Source organism: Roseburia sp. 831b, assembly GCF_001940165.2.
Lineage (GTDB): Bacteria > Bacillota > Clostridia > Lachnospirales > Lachnospiraceae > Roseburia.
Genome location: NZ_CP135162.1, coordinates 1,234,141 through 1,255,571, shown reverse-complemented (window position 1 = coordinate 1,255,571; position 21,431 = coordinate 1,234,141). Strand labels below are relative to the sequence as shown.

23 protein-coding genes are annotated in these 21,431 nt (G+C 39.9%); 21 read left to right on the top strand and 2 right to left on the bottom strand.

Features of this window, described 5'->3' with window-relative positions:
* The first annotated feature begins 3 nt into the window (after positions 1-3).
* The 7 genes from BIV16_RS05835 (at position 4) to BIV16_RS05805 (ending at position 7,273) form a co-directional block, all read left to right on the top strand.
* Positions 4-1,422 carry an oxaloacetate decarboxylase subunit alpha gene (locus BIV16_RS05835; protein ID WP_075678721.1) on the top strand — a complete coding sequence of 473 codons (1,419 nt, stop codon included), beginning with the start codon at positions 4-6 and terminating at the stop codon, positions 1,420-1,422.
* 136 nt (positions 1,423-1,558) lie between these two features.
* Positions 1,559-2,491, top strand: a complete 933-nt coding sequence (locus BIV16_RS05830; RefSeq protein WP_075678722.1) for a MurR/RpiR family transcriptional regulator — start codon at positions 1,559-1,561, stop codon at positions 2,489-2,491.
* The gene (locus BIV16_RS05825) at positions 2,484-3,728 is read left to right on the top strand and encodes an NAD(P)/FAD-dependent oxidoreductase (RefSeq protein WP_075678723.1); all 1,245 of its coding nucleotides are present in this window, start codon (positions 2,484-2,486) and stop codon (positions 3,726-3,728) included. The genes BIV16_RS05830 and BIV16_RS05825 overlap by 8 nt, the downstream gene beginning before the upstream one ends.
* 22 nt (positions 3,729-3,750) lie before the next feature.
* Entirely contained in the window at positions 3,751-4,434 is a 684-nt protein-coding gene (gene cmk / locus BIV16_RS05820) for a (d)CMP kinase (RefSeq protein WP_075678724.1), read from the top strand.
* Positions 4,431-5,285, top strand: a complete 855-nt coding sequence (gene ispH, locus BIV16_RS05815) for a 4-hydroxy-3-methylbut-2-enyl diphosphate reductase (RefSeq protein WP_075678725.1) — start codon at positions 4,431-4,433, stop codon at positions 5,283-5,285. Before cmk ends, ispH begins: the two co-directional genes overlap by 4 nt.
* Positions 5,266-6,348: a 30S ribosomal protein S1 gene (gene rpsA / locus BIV16_RS05810; RefSeq protein ID WP_075678726.1), complete on the top strand. Its 1,083-nt coding sequence runs from the start codon at positions 5,266-5,268 to the stop codon at positions 6,346-6,348. Before ispH ends, rpsA begins: the two co-directional genes overlap by 20 nt.
* Before the next feature lie 148 nt (positions 6,349-6,496).
* On the top strand, positions 6,497-7,273 hold the full coding sequence (locus BIV16_RS05805) for a CheR family methyltransferase (protein WP_075678727.1): 777 nt from the start codon (positions 6,497-6,499) through the stop codon (positions 7,271-7,273).
* A gap of 102 nt (positions 7,274-7,375) precedes the next feature.
* Here BIV16_RS05805 and BIV16_RS05800 read toward each other — a convergent pair whose 3' ends face one another.
* On the bottom strand, positions 7,376-8,479 hold the full coding sequence (locus tag BIV16_RS05800) for a ribonuclease H-like domain-containing protein (protein WP_075678728.1): 1,104 nt from the start codon (positions 8,477-8,479) through the stop codon (positions 7,376-7,378).
* 347 nt (positions 8,480-8,826) lie between these two features.
* Between BIV16_RS05800 and rsxC the strand changes: the two genes are divergently transcribed.
* The 6 genes from rsxC to rnfB are packed head-to-tail and all read left to right on the top strand — an operon-like array spanning position 8,827 to position 13,910.
* Positions 8,827-10,158 (top strand): electron transport complex subunit RsxC, encoded by a 1,332-nt coding sequence (gene rsxC / locus BIV16_RS05795; RefSeq protein WP_075678729.1) that lies wholly within the window; start codon positions 8,827-8,829, stop codon positions 10,156-10,158.
* 45 nt (positions 10,159-10,203) lie between these two features.
* Positions 10,204-11,154: an RnfABCDGE type electron transport complex subunit D gene (locus tag BIV16_RS05790; protein WP_075678730.1), complete on the top strand. Its 951-nt coding sequence runs from the start codon at positions 10,204-10,206 to the stop codon at positions 11,152-11,154.
* 3 nt (positions 11,155-11,157) lie between these two features.
* A complete protein-coding gene (locus BIV16_RS05785) occupies positions 11,158-11,769 on the top strand; it encodes an RnfABCDGE type electron transport complex subunit G (protein ID WP_075678731.1) in 612 nt (203 codons plus the stop codon).
* Positions 11,769-12,494, top strand: a complete 726-nt coding sequence (gene rsxE / locus BIV16_RS05780) for an electron transport complex subunit RsxE (protein ID WP_075678732.1) — start codon at positions 11,769-11,771, stop codon at positions 12,492-12,494. The genes BIV16_RS05785 and rsxE overlap by 1 nt, the downstream gene beginning before the upstream one ends.
* 14 nt (positions 12,495-12,508) lie before the next feature.
* A complete protein-coding gene (locus BIV16_RS05775) occupies positions 12,509-13,105 on the top strand; it encodes an electron transport complex protein RnfA (protein WP_075678733.1) in 597 nt (198 codons plus the stop codon).
* 13 nt (positions 13,106-13,118) lie between these two features.
* On the top strand, positions 13,119-13,910 hold the full coding sequence (gene rnfB, locus BIV16_RS05770) for an RnfABCDGE type electron transport complex subunit B (protein ID WP_075678734.1): 792 nt from the start codon (positions 13,119-13,121) through the stop codon (positions 13,908-13,910).
* 200 nt (positions 13,911-14,110) lie between these two features.
* On the opposite strand, the gene BIV16_RS05765 is transcribed toward rnfB, so the two are convergent.
* A complete protein-coding gene (locus BIV16_RS05765; protein WP_075678735.1) occupies positions 14,111-15,163 on the bottom strand; it encodes an FAD:protein FMN transferase in 1,053 nt (350 codons plus the stop codon).
* 329 nt (positions 15,164-15,492) lie between these two features.
* Between BIV16_RS05765 and proB the strand changes: the two genes are divergently transcribed.
* The 8 genes from proB to ruvA are packed head-to-tail and all read left to right on the top strand — an operon-like array spanning position 15,493 to position 21,417.
* On the top strand, positions 15,493-16,344 hold the full coding sequence (gene proB, locus BIV16_RS05760; protein ID WP_075678736.1) for a glutamate 5-kinase: 852 nt from the start codon (positions 15,493-15,495) through the stop codon (positions 16,342-16,344).
* A 15-nt stretch (positions 16,345-16,359) separates the two neighbouring features.
* Entirely contained in the window at positions 16,360-16,584 is a 225-nt protein-coding gene (locus tag BIV16_RS05755; protein WP_075678737.1) for a DUF896 domain-containing protein, read from the top strand.
* Complete coding sequence (locus tag BIV16_RS05750) at positions 16,559-17,143, top strand: 5-formyltetrahydrofolate cyclo-ligase (protein ID WP_143524679.1); 585 nt, start codon at positions 16,559-16,561, stop codon at positions 17,141-17,143. The genes BIV16_RS05755 and BIV16_RS05750 overlap by 26 nt, the downstream gene beginning before the upstream one ends.
* Positions 17,144-17,185: 42 nt before the next feature.
* Complete coding sequence (locus tag BIV16_RS05745) at positions 17,186-18,460, top strand: glutamate-5-semialdehyde dehydrogenase (RefSeq protein WP_075678740.1); 1,275 nt, start codon at positions 17,186-17,188, stop codon at positions 18,458-18,460.
* A gap of 27 nt (positions 18,461-18,487) precedes the next feature.
* Positions 18,488-19,930 (top strand): tRNA (N6-isopentenyl adenosine(37)-C2)-methylthiotransferase MiaB, encoded by a 1,443-nt coding sequence (miaB, locus tag BIV16_RS05740; protein WP_075678742.1) that lies wholly within the window; start codon positions 18,488-18,490, stop codon positions 19,928-19,930.
* A gap of 1 nt (position 19,931) precedes the next feature.
* Positions 19,932-20,312, top strand: a complete 381-nt coding sequence (locus BIV16_RS05735) for a NusG domain II-containing protein (protein WP_075678744.1) — start codon at positions 19,932-19,934, stop codon at positions 20,310-20,312.
* 13 nt (positions 20,313-20,325) lie between these two features.
* Positions 20,326-20,793, top strand: coding sequence for a Gx transporter family protein (locus tag BIV16_RS05730; protein ID WP_173664525.1), 468 nt, complete (start codon positions 20,326-20,328; stop codon positions 20,791-20,793).
* A gap of 12 nt (positions 20,794-20,805) precedes the next feature.
* A complete protein-coding gene (gene ruvA, locus BIV16_RS05725; RefSeq protein WP_075678745.1) occupies positions 20,806-21,417 on the top strand; it encodes a Holliday junction branch migration protein RuvA in 612 nt (203 codons plus the stop codon).
* Positions 21,418-21,431: the final 14 nt, after the last annotated feature.

Below are 21,431 nucleotides of genomic sequence, written 5' to 3'. Positions count from 1 at the left end.
ATCATGGCAGAAGTTGTGAAAAAACCATTAAAAATAACAGAAACTGTTTTGCGTGATGCACATCAGTCTTTGATTGCAACACGAATGACAACAGAACAGATGCTTCCAATCGTAGATAAAATGGATCAGGTTGGATATCATGCAGTAGAATGCTGGGGCGGTGCAACCTTCGACGCATCCCTTCGTTTCTTAAAAGAAGATCCATGGGATCGTCTTCGTAAATTAAGAGATGGATTTAAACATACAAAGTTACAGATGTTATTCCGTGGACAGAACATCTTAGGATACCGTCCTTATGCGGATGATGTAGTAGAGTATTTTGTACAGAAATCCATTGCAAACGGTATTGATATCATTCGTATTTTTGACTGCTTAAACGATATCCGCAACCTGCAGACAGCAGTTACGGCATGCAATAAAGAAAAAGGACACGCACAGGTTGCACTGTCTTATACCTTAGGCGATGCCTATACTTTAGATTACTGGATGGATATGGCAAAAAGAGTCGAGGACATGGGAGCAGATTCCTTGTGTATCAAGGATATGGCAGGTCTTTTGGTTCCAACGAAAGCAACGGAATTGGTTCAGGCATTAAAAGATTCTACAAGCCTTCCAATCGAGTTACACACACATTATACATCCGGTGTTGCTTCTATGACTTACATGAAGGCAGTAGAGGCAGGATGCGATATCATTGATACTGCAATGTCACCATTTTCTATGGGAACTTCCCAGCCGGCAACAGAGGTCATGGTGGAAGCGTTCAAGGGAACCGAATTTGATACAGGTTTAGACCAGAATCTTCTTGCAGAGATTGCAGACTACTTCAGACCAATGCGTGAAGAAGCATTAGCAAGCGGCCTGATGAATCCAAAGGTATTGGGAGTTAACATCAATACACTTCGTTACCAGGTTCCGGGTGGTATGCTTTCCAACCTGATTTCCCAGTTGAAAGAGCAGGGAAAAGAAGATAAATATGAGGAAGTACTTGCAGAGGTTCCAAGAGTTCGAAAAGACCTTGGGGAGCCACCACTTGTAACTCCTTCTTCCCAGATTGTCGGTACACAGGCTGTATTTAACGTATTGATGGGAGAGCGTTATAAAGTAGCAACCAAAGAGACAAAAGATATTCTCCTTGGAAAATATGGTCAGACGGTAAAACCGTTTAATCCAGAAGTGGTCGATAAAGTTCTTGGAGATGAGAAAAAGAATGCAATCACCTGCCGTCCAGCAGATTTATTAGAGCCGGAATTGGATAAGATTGAAGCTGAGATGAAACAGTGGAAACAGCAGGATGAAGATGTTTTAAGTTATGCCTTATTCCCACAGGTAGCAACTGAATTTTTCAAATACAGAGAGGCACAGCAGAAAAAAGTAGATGCAACCGTAGCAGATACGAAGAATGGTGCTTATCCAGTATAATCATAAGGTGAAAGAGATGCCAAAAGATGCGAAAACATTTTTGGCATCTCTTTTTTCGGTTCTTGCAAAATGAGGGCATTTTGATATAATAAAATGTATTGGTATTAAAAATACGAACGATATGTAAGGGAGAACCATGAGCAATAAAAATGACCTGAGTAATCGAATTAATGATGCGTATGGAAGATTGAGTAAGGGGCAGAAGTTATTAGCAACCTACATTACAGACAATTATGATAAAGCAGTTTTTCTGACGGCTGCAAAGCTTGGAGAGGTAGTAGGGGTAAGTGAATCGACCGTAGTGCGCTTCGCGACGCATTTAGGTTACAAAGGATACCCGGAATTCCAGAATGCGCTAGAGGAACTGGTGCGCAACAAGTTAAATTCCATTCAGAGAATGGAAGTAACATACGGACGAATCAGTCAGTCTAAAATTTTAGAATCGGTTTTAAAATCGGATGCGGAAAAGATTCAGTCTACTCTGGAAAAGATTGACCAGTCAGCATTTGAGATGGCAGTCGATACCATTTTAAATGCAAAAAATATTTATATCATTGGAATCCGCAGCTGTGCGCCGCTTGCATCTTTTATGGCATTTTATTTTAATCTGATTTTTGACAATGTGCGCCTGCTTTCTACGAGCAGTTCAAGTGAGATTTTTGAACAGATGGCAAGAATCAGCGGGGACGATGTGATTATCGGAATCAGTTTCCCAAGGTATTCCATGAGAACGTTAAAAGCGATGGAATTTGCCAATAACCGCAGTGCGAAAGTAATTACGCTTACAGACAGTATTCACTCCCCGATGAATCTTTATTCTTCGTGCAACCTGATTGCAGACAGTGATATGGCATCCATCGTGGATTCTTTGGTTGCGCCGCTTAGTGTGATTAATGCGTTGATTGTGGCACTTTGCATGAAAAAGCAGAGCGAGGTTGCCAAGACACTTGAGATGTTAGAAGATATCTGGGATGAATATCAGGTTTATGAAAATGATGAAATCAATTATATTGATGATTCCATCAAGATGCGTTATGCAAAAATAGGAGATACAGATTTTAATGAGTAAGGTAATCGTAATTGGCGGTGGCCCGGCTGGAATGTTTGCGGCAATCGCAGCGGCAGAAATCGGGCATGACGTCACCATTTTAGAAAAGAATGAAAAGCTTGGAAAGAAATTGTATATTACAGGAAAAGGACGCTGCAACATTACAAATGCGAGTGATATGGAAGTACTGTTTTCAAACGTGATGACGAATGCCAAGTTTTTATATAGTGCATTTTATGCGTATGACAACCAAAGAGTCATTGATTTTTTTGAGGAAAATGGACTGGCAACGAAGATTGAACGCGGGAATCGTGTGTTCCCGGTATCGGATCACTCTTCGGATGTCATCGCAACACTGACAAAAGTGCTTCGTCAGAAAAAGGTTGAGGTCAAGCTTCATACTGAGGTGAAAGAATTATTATGTAAACCAACGGAAGAACAGGAACAGAAAGTGACAGGCGTTTTGCTTTCGGATGGAACAAAACTTTTCGCAGATGACGTCATTGTTGCAACCGGAGGTTTTTCTTACCAGACGACAGGCTCGACCGGGGATGGCTACCGTTTTGCAAAAGAATGTGGTCATACGGTGACACAGATTACACCGTCGCTGGTTCCGTTTGTGGCAAAAGAAGAGTATGTCAGCAGAATGCAGGGACTTTCTTTAAAAAATGTGCAGGTAAAAATCTATCACCAAAAGAAGCTTTTGTACGATGAATTTGGAGAGATGTTATTTACCCATTTTGGCGTCAGCGGTCCTCTTTTACTGAGTGCAAGTGCGCGGATTAAACCATCTTTAACCAGCCAGGAACTTCGGATGGAGATTGATTTAAAGCCGGCAATTTCCGAGGAACAGTTAGACAAGCGTGTGCTTCGTGAATTTGAGGAGGCAAAGAACAAACAGTTCAAAAATTCAATCGGAAAACTTTTCCCGACCAAAATGATTCCGGTTATGATAGAACTTTGTGGTATTGACCCGGACAAAAAGGTCAATGAGATTACGAAGGAGGAACGTCTTTCTTTTGTCAGGCTAATCAAGGCATTCCCGCTTACATTATGCGGACTTCGCGATTTTAAGGAAGCAATTATTACAAAGGGCGGTGTCTCGGTTAAGGAAGTAAACCCATCGACGATGGAGTCAAAACTTGTCAAAAATCTGTATTTTTGCGGAGAGGTCATGGACTTGGATGCTCTGACAGGAGGATATAACCTTCAGATTGCATGGTCAACCGGATATCTCGCCGGAATCAGTGTTGAATAAAAGAAGCAGAAAGGATGATACTATGAATACAAATACGATAAATATTGCAATTGACGGACCGGCAGGTGCTGGAAAAAGTACGATTGCAAAACGTCTTGCAAAAAAATTAGGATATATTTATGTGGATACAGGTGCGATGTACCGTGCAATGGCATATTATTTTTTACAAAAAGGCATTGAAAGCAGCGATGAGGCAGCAATTGCAAATGCATGCAAAGACGTTGATGTTACAATTGCGTATGAAGGAAATGAACAGCAGGTAATTTTAAACGGAGAGAACATTACCGGTTTTATCCGTACGGAGCAGGTTGGAAATATGGCGTCCGCCACAAGCGTTTACCCGGTTGTGCGTACAAAATTAGTTGAATTGCAAAGACAGCTTGCCAAAAAGGAAAATGTCATCATGGACGGCAGGGATATCGGAACCTGTGTACTTCCGGATGCAAACGTGAAGATTTATTTAACGGCAAGTTCAAGAACCCGTGCATTAAGACGTTATGAAGAATTAAAAGCAAAAGGGGAAGACTGCGAACTTGATGTTATTGAAAAAGACATCATAGACCGTGATTACCGTGACATGCACCGTGAGACATCTCCGTTAAAACAGGCCGAGGATGCTGTCCTTTTGGACAGTTCAGATTTGAATATTGACGAAGTTGTAGATGCAATTATGAAAATTTATGAAGGAAAGATGGAAAAAGAATGAGTGTGACACTTGCGAAAAGTGCAGGATTTTGTTTTGGTGTGAAGCGTGCTGTCGATACGGTATATCAGGAGATTGCAAAAAGTGAACTGCCAATCTATACATTTGGACCGATTATTCACAATGAAGAGGTTGTAAAAGACCTTGAGAACAAAGGCGTCCAGGTGGTGGAAAGCACAAAAGAGCTAAAAGAAAAGGAAAAAGGGATTGTGATTATCCGTTCCCATGGTGTCGGGAAAAGAATTTATGACGAAATCGAAAAGCAGGGACACAAAATTGTGGATGCAACCTGTCCTTTCGTGTTAAAGATTCACAGACTCGTGCAGGAATATGGGAGTAAAGGCTATCACGTTGTAATTATTGGAAACAGCATACATCCTGAGGTGGAAGGCATCAAAGGATGGGCAAGCAACGATGAAATTACCGTGATTGCGGACAAGGAAGAAGCAGAAAAATTTTCCCTTCCTGCCGAAAAAAAAGTCTGTATTGTATCACAAACGACATTTAATTACAATAAATTTCAAGATTTAGTTGAAATTATAAATAAAAAAGGTTATGATATAATTGTTTTAAATACCATCTGCAATGCAACGGAAGAAAGACAGACCGAAGCAAGAAAGATTGCCAAAGAAGTAGACGCCATGATTGTCATTGGCGGAAAGACAAGCTCGAATACGCAGAAGTTATTTGAAATATGTAAAAATGAATGTGAAAATACTTACTATATACAAACCGTAAATGACTTGGATTTGGAACGAATTAAGTCCGTAGATAACGTAGGTATTACCGCAGGGGCATCTACCCCAAACAATATTATTGAGGAGGTTCAAAAGAATGTCAGAAATGAGCTTTGAACAAATGCTGGAAGAATCATTTAAAACAATAAGAAATGGAGAGGTAGTAGAAGGTACCGTTATCGATGTAAAACCAGACGAAATCGTTTTAAATATCGGATACAAGTCAGATGGTATTATCACTCGTAATGAATATACAAACGAGTCTAATGTTGACCTTACAACAATGGTATCTGTAGGCGACACAATGGAAGCCAAAGTTTTGAAAGTAAACGATGGTGAAGGCCAGGTATTATTGACTTACAAACGTCTTGCAGCAGAAAAAGGAAGCAAGAGATTAGAAGAAGCATTCGAGAACAAAGAAGTTTTAACAGCAAAAGTTGCACAGGTATTAGACGGTGGATTATGTGTTATCGTAGATGAGACACGTGTATTTATCCCAGCCAGCCTTGTATCTGACTCTTACGAGAAAGACTTGAGCAAATACAAAGATCAGGATATCGAATTTGTAATCAGCGAGTTCAATCCAAGACGCAGAAGAATCATCGGTGACAGAAAACAGTTATTAGTTGCAAAGAGAGCAGAAATGCAGAAAGAATTATTTGCAAAAATTAAAGTTGGCGATGTTATGGAAGGAACTGTTAAGAATGTAACAGACTTCGGTGCATTCATCGATTTAGGTGGAGCAGACGGATTACTTCACATCTCTGAAATGTCTTGGGGAAGAGTTGAGAATCCTAAGAAAGTATTCAACGTTGGTGATGTTGTAAAAGTATTCATCAAAGACATCAACGAGACAAAGATTGCACTCAGCATGAAATTCCCAGAAGAGAATCCATGGAATGGTGCTGCTGAGAAATATGCAGTAGGTAATGTTGTAAAAGGCGTTGTTGCAAGAATGACAGATTTTGGTGCGTTTGTTGAACTTGCACCAGGTGTTGACGCATTACTTCATGTTTCCCAGATTGCAAAAGAGCATGTAGAAAAACCATCTGACGTATTAAAAGTTGGACAGGAAATCGAAGCTAAGGTTGTTGATTTCAACGAAGAAGAAAAGAAAATCAGCTTATCTATGAAAGCTTTACTTGCTCCAGAAGAAGAGGAAGAAGTAACAGAAGAATAAAACAAGTTCTGTGTGTGAATGCAGACATTGAAAATAGGCTTGCACCACGTGTGAGTCTATTTTCGTATCTCGGGATTTTTTTGCGGGAATCATCCAGGAACATCTTCTCCATGAGGATACAAAAGATACGAAAGCGAGGTAAGAGACCATGTTAGGCGATTACGAAAAGTTTAAAAAGGATGTATTTGCACTGACCAAAATTGACTTGAATGCGTACAAAGAGAAACAGATGCGCAGAAGAATTGACACTTTGATTGGAAAGAATAAAATCACATCCTATACGGATTATGTTGCTCTCATTAAAAAGGATAAAGAAAAGTTCGAACAGTTTGTGAATTTCTTAACAATTAATGTTTCAGAGTTTTATCGAAATCCAGATCAGTGGAAAATTCTTGATACAGAAGTTTTTCCGGCTTTGATAAAGAAATTTGGAAAAAATATTAAAATCTGGAGTGCCGCATGTTCCACAGGGGACGAGCCGTATTCCCTTGTTATGGCACTTTCAAAACATCTGCCATTGTCCAATATTAAAGTAATTGCAACCGACATTGACAAACAGGTGTTAGATACTGCACGTATGGGACTCTATAACGAGAAAAGCATTGCTTCGGTACCGGAGGATTTAAAGAAAAAATATTTTACAAAGGTTGGCGCCTCCTATCAGATTTCCGATGAGATTAAAAAGAGAGTAGAGTTCAAAGAACACAACCTTTTGAAAGACCCATATCCAAGTGGCTGTCATCTGATTGTATGCCGTAATGTGGTAATTTATTTTACCGAGGAAGCAAAAGATAAGATTTACGAGAACTTTTACCAGTCATTGGCACAGGGCGGAGTTCTGTTTATCGGAAGTACAGAGCAGATTATGAATTACAAGGAATTGGGATTTATCAGAAATAAATCATTTTTCTTTGAAAAAGCGTAAAAAGGAATCGACCTTCAAACGTCAGATAAATGATAAGTACCCCTTTTACTGGACAAAATCCGGTAAAAGGGGTTTTTTGTATGAAAAAGAAGATAGCATGCATTATTTTTTCTTCGTGAATTGTAAAAGCAAGTGGCTGATATAACGATGGAGTAATTCGTCGGAGTTGGAAAAATCATCGGTCAGTTCAAAATAAGAAATCTTATCTTTATATTCTTTGCGAAAAGCAGGGTGCATAATATCGGAAAACTGTGGAAGGAAAACGCCGCATTTCCGGTTATAACAGGTTGCAGGCTTAGCTTTTTGCCGGAATTCTTTTTCAACGTAGGAAGCGACACTCTTATGGATGGCACGGTCCTCGTTTGGCAGATAAAAATAATCCTTCGGGTTTGGATAGAAGAATTTCAATTCGCCTTCATAGATTCGGACTGCCAGTTTTAAAACGTTCTGATAAGCGGTCAGATGGATGTCCTGAAAGCGGCAGGACACGCGCTGTGGGACAAAAAAGTCATATTGCAGCGTAAAAATCAAATCCGTTCCATTGCTGCTGCCGTCAAAAGAGGAAAAAGGGACACATTCCAGGGAAAGAATCGAATAGTTCCCGGTAAAAAGCCTTGGGTAAGTCAAAACAGGCAGTAAGTCCACCATGTCGATGACATCCTCGTAATTATGCAATTTCAAAAAAGACAGAGTGTCAGATGATTTCTTTTTTACATAATCACGGTAAATGGGAATCAGCTGGCCGCCGTCAAAGGTATCCTCACGGCGGATTCCGAGAAAGTGTTCGACGGTTTTTTGCTTATAATTTGGAAGCTGAAAAAGAAATTTATATTGTGAAACAATTTTAAAAATGTCCAGATATTCAAAATTTGCAAAAGGGTCGGTAAGCTGATATTGTTCGCATTTTGCTTTTAGATAAGGAAGGTCAAATCCAACACCGTTAAAGCTGATGATGACAGAATAAGAGGAGATGAGCTCTAAAAATGCCAAAAGAACGTCCGCTTCCTCCTTCGGTTCTTCCGCAAAAAATTGATCGATATGTAAGGTATTTCCGATTCTTCTTGCGCATCCAATCAGATAGAGCGAGGTATGGGCAGGAGAAAATCCGGTTGTCTCAATATCGAAAAACAGAGAGGATTCTGTAAATATTTCGTCTGAAATCTGGTTAGAAGGAGAAAAGGGTAATTCGTTATGCCATGTTTTCATCGGGAAGCTCCTTTCGTTTTAAAATGAATGTATATTCGATAAAAGTTATGTGATGTCTGCCTTCTATTATAGCAAATATGCCCTCACAAAAGAAGAGAAAATCACTCATTTACGGACGCAACTTTGTGAAGAAAATGACAATTGGTAAAAATTGTATACTTATAAAAACTATCTAATGAATTTGTATATAATTGTTAAAAAATTGTCAATAAGTTCTAAAAAAAATACAAAAACTTGTTATATTTTTATGTATAAAAAAAACAATTATGTTATAATTATTATGATAGCAATCTATGGTGAAACATAGATCAATGCAATACAAAAAAAGAGAAAGTGGGGCACGTAAAATGGGTACTAAAACATTTAAAGGTGGCATCCATCCTTTTGAAGGAAAGGAACTAGCAAAAGACCAGCCAATCGTGGAAGTTCTACCCAAAGGTGAACTGGTATATCCGTTATCACAGCATATCGGAGCGCCAGCCAGCCCAATTGTAGCTGTAGGAGATACTGTATTAAAAGGACAGAAGATTGCGGAAGCAGGTGGATTTGTATCTTCGCCTATTTATGCATCTGTTTCCGGTACAGTAAAGGCAATTGAAAAACGCCGTGTTACAGTTGGAGATATGGTGAATTCCATCGTGATTGACAATGATGGGGAATTTAAGGAAGTGGAGTACACACCTTGTGAAGATGTGAAATCTCTTTCCAAAGAAGAGATTATTCATAAGGTACAGGAGGCAGGCGTTGTTGGTATGGGAGGCGCAGGTTTCCCGACACATGTCAAGTTGTCTCCAAAGGAACCGGAAAAGATTGAGTACATTATTGCAAACTGTGCAGAATGTGAACCATATCTTACCGCTGATTACCGTCGTATGATGGAGAATCCGGAAGAATTAGTAGAAGGTATGAGAATCATCCTTCAGCTGTTTGACAATGCAAAAGGTATTTTCGGTATCGAGAATAACAAACCAGATTGTATTGAAAAATTACAGGAATTAACAAAAGACGAACCAAGAATGGAAGTTTGTGCTTTAGAGACCAAATATCCACAGGGTGGTGAGCGTCAGTTGATTTTTGCAACGACTGGAAGAAGCATCAATTCCAAGATGCTCCCGGCAGACGCAGGCTGTATCGTAGACAACGTCGAGACCATTATTGCAATCTACAATGCAGTAAAACTTGGCAAACCTGTCATGCAGCGTGTATCAACAATTACCGGTGATGCAATTACAAAACCTGGCAACTTCTTATACAGCATCGGTACCAATTATGCAGAGCTTGTAGAAGCAGCCGGCGGATTTAAGGTAACTCCGGAGAAGATTATTTCCGGTGGTCCTATGATGGGATTTGCAATGTTCTCACTTGACATCCCGACAACAAAGACATCATCCTCACTGCTTTGTTTTGCAACGGATGAAGTTGCGGCAGTAGAGCCATCTGCATGTATCAATTGTGGACGCTGTGTAGAGGCATGTCCGGAACAGCTGATTCCATCCAGACTGGCAAAATTCTCAGATCATGGAGATGCCGAGACTTTTGAAAAATGGAATGGATTAGAGTGTGTAGAATGCGGAAGCTGCAGTTACGCCTGTCCTGCAAAGAGACAGCTCGCACAGTCCATTAAGACCATGAAGAAACAGGTGTTAGCAGCCAAGAGAGCGGCAGCTGCAAAAAAATAATCATAGTTTGAAAAACAAAAAATACAGAGAAAGAGGTGGATTACTGTGAGTGATTTATATCATGTATCATCATCACCACACGTTCGTGCCAAAGATACCACAAGCAGAATTATGCTGTATGTTGTGATTGCATTGCTTCCAACAAGTTTGTTTGGTATTTATAACTTTGGTTACAAAGCTTTAATTTTAATTTTAGTAACAATTGCAAGCTGTCTTGCATCTGAATGGGTGTTTGACAAGATTGTACATAAAAAGAGTTCTATCGGCGACATGAGCGCTGTTGTAACAGGTTTACTTTTAGCATTGAACCTTCCGGCAACACTTCCTTGGTGGGAAGCAGTCATCGGTGGTGTGTTCGCAATTGTAGTGGTAAAAATGTTATTCGGCGGACTTGGTCAGAACTTTATGAACCCGGCACTTGGAGCAAGATGTTTCCTTTTGATTGCATTTGCTGCAGATATGACAAACTTTACAACAGATGCTTATTCAGGAGCAACACCACTTGCTGCACTTCGTAACGGAGAGGCAGTAAACTCCATGGATATGTTAATCGGAAAGACTGCCGGAACCATCGGTGAGACATCCGTAATCGCAATTTTAATCGGTGCAATCTTCCTTATCTTAATGGGAGTCATTGATCTTAGAATCCCTGGAAGTTACATTGTAACATTTGTTGTATTCTTAATTTTATTCAGCGGTCATGGATTTGACTGGAATTACATTGTTGCAGAACTTTGCGGTGGTGGATTAATGCTTGGAGCATTCTTCATGGCAACCGATTATGTAACATCTCCGATTACACCAATGGGTAAAATTATTTTCGGTATCTGCTGCGGTATCTTTACCGGATTGTTCCGAATCTTCGGTGCAAATGCAGAGGGCGTATCTTTTGCAATCATCTTAAGCAACCTTTTGGTTCCTATGATTGAAAAATACACAGTTCCAAGAGCATTTGGACAGGTAAAAGAGGCTAAACCTCAGAAGAAGGAGGCCTAAGATATGAATAAGAAAATTGTACATGACGCATTGATTTTATTTGCATTTACAGTTGTACTTGGATTGATTCTTGGTGTTGTATACGGCATCACAAAGGCTCCAATCGACAAGGTAAATTATGAAAATACACAGGCTGCATACAAGACTGTATTTGAAGATGCAGATCAGTTCGAAGATTATGCTGATTTTGATAAAGATGCAGCAAATGAGCTCGTTGCAGAGAATGGTTACTCGGATGAAATTGACAATGTTGTAACAGCATTGGATGCCAGTGGCAATCCAATCGGATATGTTATGACAGTGACTGCAAAAGATGCCAGCCAGTCAACCATCACATTTTCTGTCGGTATTGCATCAGACGGAACTGTAAACGGATATTCTATCACAGATATTGCTGAGACACCAGGTCTTGGTATGAAAGCAGAGGATGAAGAGTTTTACAGCCAGTTTGAAGGCAAAAATGTTGATTCTTTCACAGTTGTAAAATCAGCTCCAACAGCTGATAACGAGATTGAATCCATTTCCGGTGCAACCATTACTTCAAAGGCAATGGCAAACGGTGTGAATGCATGTCTTGTTTACTTCCAGAATGTTTTAGCAGGAGGTGCAAACTAATGAATAAAAATTTAGAACGTTTGTATAACGGTATTATCAAAGAAAATCCTACCTTCGTTTTGATGTTAGGTATGTGTCCTACTTTAGCGGTAACTTCATCCGCTATCAATGGACTGGGAATGGGATTATCGACAACAGTCGTTTTGATTTTCTCTAACCTTTTAATTTCAGCTTTCCGTAAGGTAATTCCAAATGGAGTTCGTATGCCGGCGTTTATCGTAATTGTTGCATCCTTAGTAACAGTTGTACAGTTCATGATGCAGGCATATACACCAGCACTTTCCAAATCATTGGGTGTTTACATTCCTTTGATTGTTGTAAACTGTATCATTTTAGGCCGTGCAGAAAGTTATGCATCTAAGAATCCGGTTATCCCATCTATCTTCGATGGTATTGGTATGGGACTTGGATTTACAATGGGTCTTACCTTGATTGGTTTGTTCCGTGAACTTTTAGGTGCAGGACAGATTTTTGGATTCCAGGTATTATCTTTAAGCTGGTTTACACCAATCACAATCTTTGTTATGGCTCCTGGAGCATTCTTGGTTTTAGCTTGCTTAGTTGCCATCATGAACATTGTCCGTGCAAAAATGGAAGCAAAAGGCAAACCACTTGCAGAGCCATCCGGATGTATCTCCGGTGATTGCGCAAGCTGTGGAATGAGCGCTTCTTGTACAGGAAAATCAACTACAAATGTAGAAACAGTAACAGAGAAAGCAGAATAGGAGGATAGATACAGATGAAAGAATTACTTTTAGTTGCAATTGGTTCTGCCATTGTAAATAACGTTGTTTTGAGTCAGTTCCTTGGTATCTGTCCATTCTTAGGCGTATCAAAGAAAACAGAAACAGCTGCAGGTATGGGTGGAGCAGTCGTATTCGTTATTACGATTTCTTCTTTCGTAACCGCATTGATTTACAAATTTATCCTTGCAAACAGTTACCTGATGAGCAAGGGAATTGATTTAACATACTTAAAGACAATCGTTTATATTTTAGTTATCGCAGCATTAGTACAGTTCGTAGAAATGTTCTTAAAGAAATCAATACCAGCTCTTTATAAGAGCCTTGGTGTTTACCTTCCTTTGATTACAACAAACTGTGCCGTATTAGGTGTTGCACTTACAAACGTAACAAAAGAGTATTCTATTTTAGAGAGTGTTGTGAATGGTTTTGCAACAGCAGTCGGATTTTTGATTGCAATTGTCATTATGGCTGGTCTTCGTGAGAAGATTGAGTATAACGATATTCCAAAGCCTTTCCAGGGAACTGCAATTGTATTGATTACAGCTTGTCTGATGTCAATCGCGTTCATGGGATTCTCAGGAATGATTTAGGAGGAAAAAGAAGATGAATATTACAGCAATTATCTTTGCAGCCGTTGTTGTCGGCGGTGTTGGTATTTTGATTGGATTTTTCCTTGGAGTATCTGGTGAAAAATTCAAAGTAGAAGTAGATGAGAGAGAGACCGCAATCTTAGACGTTCTTCCAGGAAACAACTGTGGTGGTTGTGGATATGCAGGATGCTCCGGTCTTGCTGCTGCAATCGTAAAAGGCGAAGCACCGGTAAACCAGTGCCCTGTCGGTGGTGCACCTGTTGCTGCAAAAGTCGGCGAAATCATGGGTGTTGCTGCAGAAGAAGGTGAGAAACAGGTTGCCTTTGTAAAATGTGCAGGAACTTGTGAAAAAGCACATCAGGATTACGAGTACACAGGAAATGAAGACTGTGCCGCAATGGCATTTGTGCCAAATGGTGGACCAAAATCCTGTAACTATGGATGTCTTGGTTTTGGAAGCTGTGTGAAAGCATGTCCATTTGATGCCATTCATATTGTAGATGGAATTGCAAAAGTCGACAAAGAAGTTTGTAAGGCTTGTGGAAAATGTGTTGCAGCATGTCCAAAACACTTAATCGAATTAATTCCTTATTCTTCCAAGCACATTGTACAGTGCAGTTCTAAGGATAAAGGTAAAGATGTTATGAAAGCATGTTCAGTTGGATGTATCGCTTGTCACTTGTGTGAGAAGAACTGTCCTGCTGATGCAGTTCATGTTGTAGATAACATTGCATACATTGATCAGAGCAAATGTACCAAATGTGGTCTTTGTGCTGAGAAATGTCCAAAGAAGATTATTCTTTAGGAACCGTCAATTTTATAGAATGTTAAGAAGCAGCCTCTGGTTAATGTCAATCGAATGACATTGACCGGAAGGTTGCTTTTTCTAAATGATTGTTTATTACAAATGAAAGAATGGGGTTCATTATATACCGGTGTATATGGTACCGTTTCTATCATAATTAAGGAAACAAAAGGCATTATAAAAAAAGAAATAACAGGTGATTATAACTTTTCAAACGGAATGGTCTTTCCAATCCCGGAACTTGTATGCAATTCGTAATTGTCTGTGATAAAGATAGCCTCTGTATCAGGGAGGCTTTCAATCAATGCCATTCCGTCCTCTAAGCCAAGGGCAAAACAGGTGGTGCTAAGCCCATCGCCGTCCACTGATTTTTCCGTGATGATGGTGACACCTAATAAGTGATTATCATAAGGATAACCGGTTGAGGTGTCTAAAATGTGGTGATAGAGAACACCATTTTCCTTAAAATATCTTTCATAAACGCCGGATGAGACAACTGTCTGGTCTGTGATGGATACGGACGCAATCGAATTTCCATCTTCATCAAACGGTTTTTGAATGCCGATTCGGTAAGCGTTTCCATCGTCTTTTGGACCAAGAACCAAAACATTTCCACCCAAATTAATGATGCCGCTAGTGACACCATTTTCATTTAGATAATCTTTCATTTTATCTGCGATGTATCCCTTTGCGATACCGCCTAAATCGAGTGTTGCATCGGCATTTGTAAGGGCAACCTCATTGCCATCGATTTTCACATTTTTATAGTTTACGGTTGCAAGCGCATTTTTAATGTCTGTATCAGACGGAACAAGGGAGGTAGAAGAGGTATTCTCTTTTTCCAGTGCTTTGTCCGAAAAATCCCAAAGATTCGATAAAGTTCCGATTGTAATGTCGAATTTCCCGTTGCTAAGGTCGCCATAATAGATTCCCTTTTGCAGCAATTCAATGGTTTCGTCATGAACAGTTACATAATCACCATCGGCATCGTTGATTTTAGAGATGTCGCTGTCTGAAATGGTATTGGAAAAATAGTGCTCGTAAGTGTCTGCCATAGAAAAACAATCTTCTAACAAATCTTCCTTGCTGGAATCATAGAGCGTTACGGTTATCACGGTATTAAAATAAAAGCCTGTTTTTGAAATACTGTCATTTTTTCTTGGAAGAGAGCATCCAACTACGGATGTACTTAATATAATAGAAAGAGCAATACAAAGTGCTCTTTTTCTTTTGCAAAATATATTCAAATGCATCAAATCATCATTCCTCGTCTTTCTTTTAAAGGTATGGGTGGCAGAACATCACTGAGAACAGAAAGGCATACTAAGATTTTCTAATGTTTCCTCAAAGTCACAAAAAAGTCTTGTCTTTGTGTAATTTGCCAGCAACTAAATTGTGAACAACCTTTTGTCACCCAAATCTTTTTAACAATAAAACCTCTATCACTTTAACATAAGAAGGATTAAGAGACAAGAAGAGTTCGGATGTTCGAAAAAAAATTTTGTTATTTTACAAGTTTTATGGTAGAGTATAGATTGGTATGGTTTAACGGAATAAAATTCTATAATGAGGCGAATAACAAATGAAGCAGACAGATTTTGAATTTGGCAAGAAAAAAAGAGTAGTTGTAAAGATAGGTTCTTCCTCTTTGAATCATGAGGAGACAGGAAATCTTAATTTTACAAAGTTGGAACATCTGGTAAGAGAATTGTGTGACTTAAGAAACCGGGGCATGGATGTATGTCTGGTAAGTTCCGGTGCGATTGCGGTGGGACGTCAGTCGATTGGGCTTTCGGAGCGTCCGAAGGACATTTCTACCAAACAGGCATGCGCTGCGGTGGGACAGGCCAGACTTATGATGACTTATCAGAAACTATTTGCAGAATATAATCAGATAGCGGGTCAGGTTCTGATGACCAAAAATACGATGGTGAACCCGGTATCAAGAGAAAATGCGAAAAATACATTTGAGGAACTGTTCCGTCTTGGAGTAATTCCGATTGTCAATGAAAATGATACCGTTTCTACTTATGAAATGCAGTTTGGTGACAATGATACATTATCTGCAATTGTTGCCTCCTTGGTGGGCGCGGATATTTTAATTTTATTATCCGATATTGATGGATTGTTTACGGATGATCCACACAAGAATCCAGATGCAAAACTCATTACTGTCGTTGAGAAGATGGACGCGAAGGTTTATGAGATGGCAAAAGGTTCCACAGGAAGTGATGTTGGAACAGGTGGTATGGCAACGAAACTTACTGCTGCTAAGATTGCAACGCTTTCCGGTGCAGATATGGTCATTGCAAATGGAAAAGATGTCTGTATCATTCATCATATTTTTGATGATTCCTTTACAGGAACTATTTTTAAAGCAAATAAAAGTGAAAGCTTTCACATTGCTGACTTCATTATGGAAACCATCGGATAGAAAGGTAGGAAATCAATGGAACAGGCAAAAATTGACCGGATCAATGTGCTCGCCCGCAAGTCAAGAGCGGAGGGATTGACCGAAGAAGAGAAAAAAGAACAGGATCTTTTACGAAAAGAATTCATTGCAAATGTCAGAGGAAACTTAGTGGCACAGCTTAATAATATTGACATGGTAAATCCCGATGGAAGCATCGAAAATCTGGGAGAAAAATATGGAAAGAAGACAAAACGTTCGTAAAGTTCATTTAGAATTACGCAATCAGATGTCAAAAGACGAGGTGGAGGACAAAAGTTTACAAATTTGTCAAAGCCTGCTGGCATCCGATTGGTACCAAAATGAGACGGTATTCTATTTGTTTTATCCCCTTGGAAATGAGGTGTCATTGGTTCCTTTTTTCAAACAGGCAAAAAAGGATGGGAAGACAATCGGTTTTCCTAGAGTAAAGAAGGATACGATGGATTTTTATAAGGTAGAAGAACTGTCAGAACTAGAAGAAGGTCATTTCCATGTGATGGAGCCAAAGGCACACTGCGAACGGTTAGAGGAACTTTCCCCGGTTGTTTTTGTGCCAGGGCTTGTATTTGATGAAAAAGGCAACCGATATGGATATGGCAAAGGATTTTACGACCGCTATTTTTCGAAATATCCTTCAATAGAAAAAAGATATGCAATTGCGTTTGAACACCAGATAGAACCGGAGCTTAAGGTTCTTGCAACTGACGTGCCGATGGCACGGATTTATACAGAAAAAGCAGTACGAATAGAACTAGAAACAAAGCAGCAAGGTGTGTTTTGATGGAATGAAAAATGCCGCAGCACACAGAAATGAGGGAAAAAGATGGAATTACTTGAAATTTGCCAGAATGCAAAAGAACTGACAGGAAAAATGGGAACATTGGACACAAACACAAAAAATCAGGCATTGTTACAGGTTGCGGACGGACTGGTAAAAGATGCAGAGACAATTTTGGCTGCGAACCAGGAAGATGTTTTGCGTGGAAAGAAAAATGGAATGCCGGAAGGTCTTTTGGATCGTCTGATGTTAAATCAGGCGCGTATTGAGCAGATGGCGGAAGGAATCCGTCAGGTGGCAGCACTCGATGATCTAATCGGAGAAGTCCTGTTTGAAAAGAAAAGACCAAACGGTCTTATGATTGGCAAAAAGAGAGTTCCTCTTGGTGTGGTAGGCATCATTTATGAAGCAAGACCAAATGTGACCGCAGATGCGTTTGCGCTTTGTTTTAAGACGGGAAATGTTGTAATTTTAAAAGGTGGAAGTGATGCAATTTCATCTAATATTGCAATTGTTTCTTCTATTCGAAAATCTTTGAAAATTTGTAATCTTCCAGAACAGGTGGTCAGCCTGATTGAAGATACTTCCAGAGAGACTGCTGCGGCATTTATGAAGATGAATGAGTACGTGGATGTTTTGATTCCAAGAGGTGGTGCAGGACTGATTCGCGCAGTGGTGAACCAGGCAACCATTCCGGTGATTGAAACCGGAACCGGAAACTGCCACGTCTTTGTGGACGAGAGCGCGGATTTTGAGATGGCAATCAAGATTATTTTAAATGCCAAGACACAAAGAATCGGTGTCTGTAACGCCTGTGAGTCCTTAGTGATCCACGAAAAGATTGTAGATGCCTTCATGCCACAGCTTGTAGCGGCCTTACAGGAAAAGAATGTCGAAGTCCGTGCAGATGAAGCTTCTTATGAAGCAACCTTAAGCCAGAAAGAAAATGGCATTAAGAAGGAACTTTTGACAAAGGCAAGCGAGGCAGATTTTGGAACAGAATATCTGGATTACAAATTATCAGTAAAGACAGTGGCATCTGTTGACGAAGCAATTGCGCATATCAATCGTTATAATACAGGTCATTCTGAGACGATTGTGACAAACAATTATCAGAATGCGGAACAGTTTTTGAATGAGGTAGATGCAGCCTGTGTTTATGTGAATGCATCGACCCGTTTTACAGATGGATTTGAGTTTGGATTTGGTGCAGAGATTGGAATCAGCACGCAAAAACTTCATGCAAGAGGCCCAATGGGCTTAGAGGCATTAACCAGCACGAAATATGTGATTCGCGGAAATGGACAGATTCGTGAATAAAAAATATAGAAATAATTGAGGAAACAAATGAAAGAAACAAAGAATTTGAAATTAATTGAACATAAAAACGTTCCACAGGAGGAACCGGCACGCCAGTATTATTTTATGGATATTGCAAAAGATTACGTGGCACAGCTTGCAGCACAAAAAGGAAGTCCAATGACGTTCCACGTGAGCACATTTGGCTGCCAGATGAATGCGAGGGACTCCGAAAAATTAGTTGGAATCTTAGAAAAAATCGGATATGTAGAAGTAGACAGCGAGGAAGCAGATTTTGTTATCTACAATACATGTACCGTTCGTGAAAATGCGAACAACAAGGTATATGGAAGACTTGGCTATCTGAATGGTTTTAAACGTAAGAATCCATTTATGATGATTGGTCTTTGCGGCTGCATGATGCAGGAACCGGAAGTTGTTGAAAAAATCAGAACCAGCTATCGTTTTGTGGATTTGATTTTTGGAACCCATAATATCTACAAATTTGCAGAGCTGATTGTAAATTCCTTGGAGGCAAACTCTATGACCATCGACATCTGGAAGGATACCGATAAGATTGTAGAAGACCTTCCGGTAGAGCGTAAATACTCTTTTAAATCCGGCGTCAACATTATGTTTGGATGCAACAACTTTTGTAGTTACTGTATCGTTCCTTATGTGCGGGGAAGAGAGCGAAGCAGAGAGCCAAAAGAGATTATCCGTGAGATTGAGCGCCTTGTAGCAGACGGTGTAGTAGAGGTTATGCTGTTAGGACAGAACGTCAATTCCTATGGCAAAAACCTGGAAAATCCGATGACATTTGCAGAACTTTTACAGGAAATTGAGAAGATTGAAGGCTTAGAGAGAATCCGTTTCATGACCTCTCATCCAAAGGATTTATCCGATGAATTGATTGAAGTGATGAAACATTCGAAAAAAATCTGTAAACATCTACATTTGCCATTACAGTCTGGAAGCAGCCGTATCTTAAAAGAGATGAACCGTCGTTATGACAAAGAACACTACTTAGAGTTGGTTGATAAAATCCGTGCGGCAGTACCGGACATTGCACTGACAACCGATATTATCGTTGGATTCCCGGGAGAGACGGAAGAAGATTTCGAAGAGACGATGGATGTTGTAAGAAAAGTGCGCTACGACAGTGCATTCACATTCATTTACTCCAAACGTACCGGCACACCGGCGGCAGCGAAGGAAGAACAGGTGCCAGAGGATGTGGTAAAGGAACGCTTTGACCGTTTATTAAAAGAAGTCCAGACGATTGCATCTGAAAAAGCAGGTGCTTACACCGGACAGACACTTCCGGTTCTTGTGGAAGAAAAGAATGAGCAGGATGCATCTTTGGTGACAGGCCGATTAAGCAACAATTCGGTGGTACATTTCCCTGGAACCGAAGATTTGATTGGAAAGATTGTAGATGTAAAATTAGTGGAATGTAGAGGTTTCTACTACATTGGAGAGATGATTTAGCATGCAAAAACGCTTAAAAAAGAATGATATCATTTTTCTTGCGGTTGTAATTGTGATTCTTGCAGTTGTATATGTCCTTTTTTCCTTTGGTGGAACCAAAAAGGGAGAATCGGTAGAGATTTTGATTGACGGAGCGTCATATGGAATCTATTCGCTGCAAGAGGAACAGACGATTCCAATCAAAATTTCAAATAAAACTACAAATGTACTTGAAATCAAAGACGGAAAAGCAGACATGGTGGAGGCAGACTGCCCAGATAAGCTTTGCGTCCACCAGAAAGCGATTTCGAAGGATAAAGAGACCATTGTCTGCCTGCCGAATAAGGTTGTGGTACAGGTGATAGGTGATACAGAAAGTGAGTTTGATTCCGTTGCGAAATAAAAAGATTGCATTTATGGGTGTCTTTTTGGCATTGGCGCTTATCTGCAGCTATGTCGAATCCCTGATTCCATTTTATTTTGGAATCCCAGGTGTAAAATTAGGATTGACGAATATTGTCGTTGTGTTGATGTTATATTCCATTGGTACAAAAGAAGCGTTTGGAATTTCCATGCTTCGGATTGTGTTAGCAGGCTTTTTGTTTGGAAACATGTTTAGCATCTTATATAGCTTGGCAGGGGGACTTCTTAGTTTCCTTGTGATGTATCTGGTAAAAAAGACGAACAAATTAGGAATCATTCCGATTAGCGTCTGTGGTGGAATTACACATAACATCGGGCAGATTTTTGTGGCAGCCCTGATTGTAGAAAACTACCAGATTCTTTACTATATACCGGTTCTTCTCGTGGCAGGAACACTTACCGGATTTTTGATTGGTATCGTTTCGCAGGAGATTTTATTTCGAATCGGAAAGAAAAACTAAGGGAGTGAAAACATGTATTCATATATCAAAGGCCAGCTGGCCGAAATTGAAGAGGATAAGATTGTGGTTGAGACCGGAGGAATCGGCTACAATATCTATACGACAGGACAGACGTTTCAATACCTGCCACCTGTTGGAGAGGATGTAAAAGTATACACCTATCTTCATTTGAGGGAAGATATCATGATGCTATATGGTTTCCTGTCAAAAGATGAGCTAAAGGTGTTCAAGCTTTTACTTGGCGTAAATGGAATTGGCCCGAAAGGAGCACTTGCCATTCTTTCTGTTATGACAACGGATGATTTACGTTTTGCAGTATTAGGGGATGATGCGAAAGCGATTGCAAAGGCACCGGGTGTCGGAGCAAAAACAGCGCAGCGCCTGATTCTGGAATTAAAGGATAAATTGAAATTGGAAGATGCATTTGAACAGAAGTTATCCCATGTACAGGCAGAAACAACTACAAATGTAAATGGCGTTAAAAATGAGGCAGTCCAGGCGCTGGTTGCACTTGGCTATTCCTCCAGTGAGGCGTTAAAGGCGATGAATGGTATCGAACTGACACCTGACATGGAAGTAGAGGATTTGCTTAAGGCAGCACTTAAGAATATGGCATTTTTGTAAAAAGAGAGGCATTG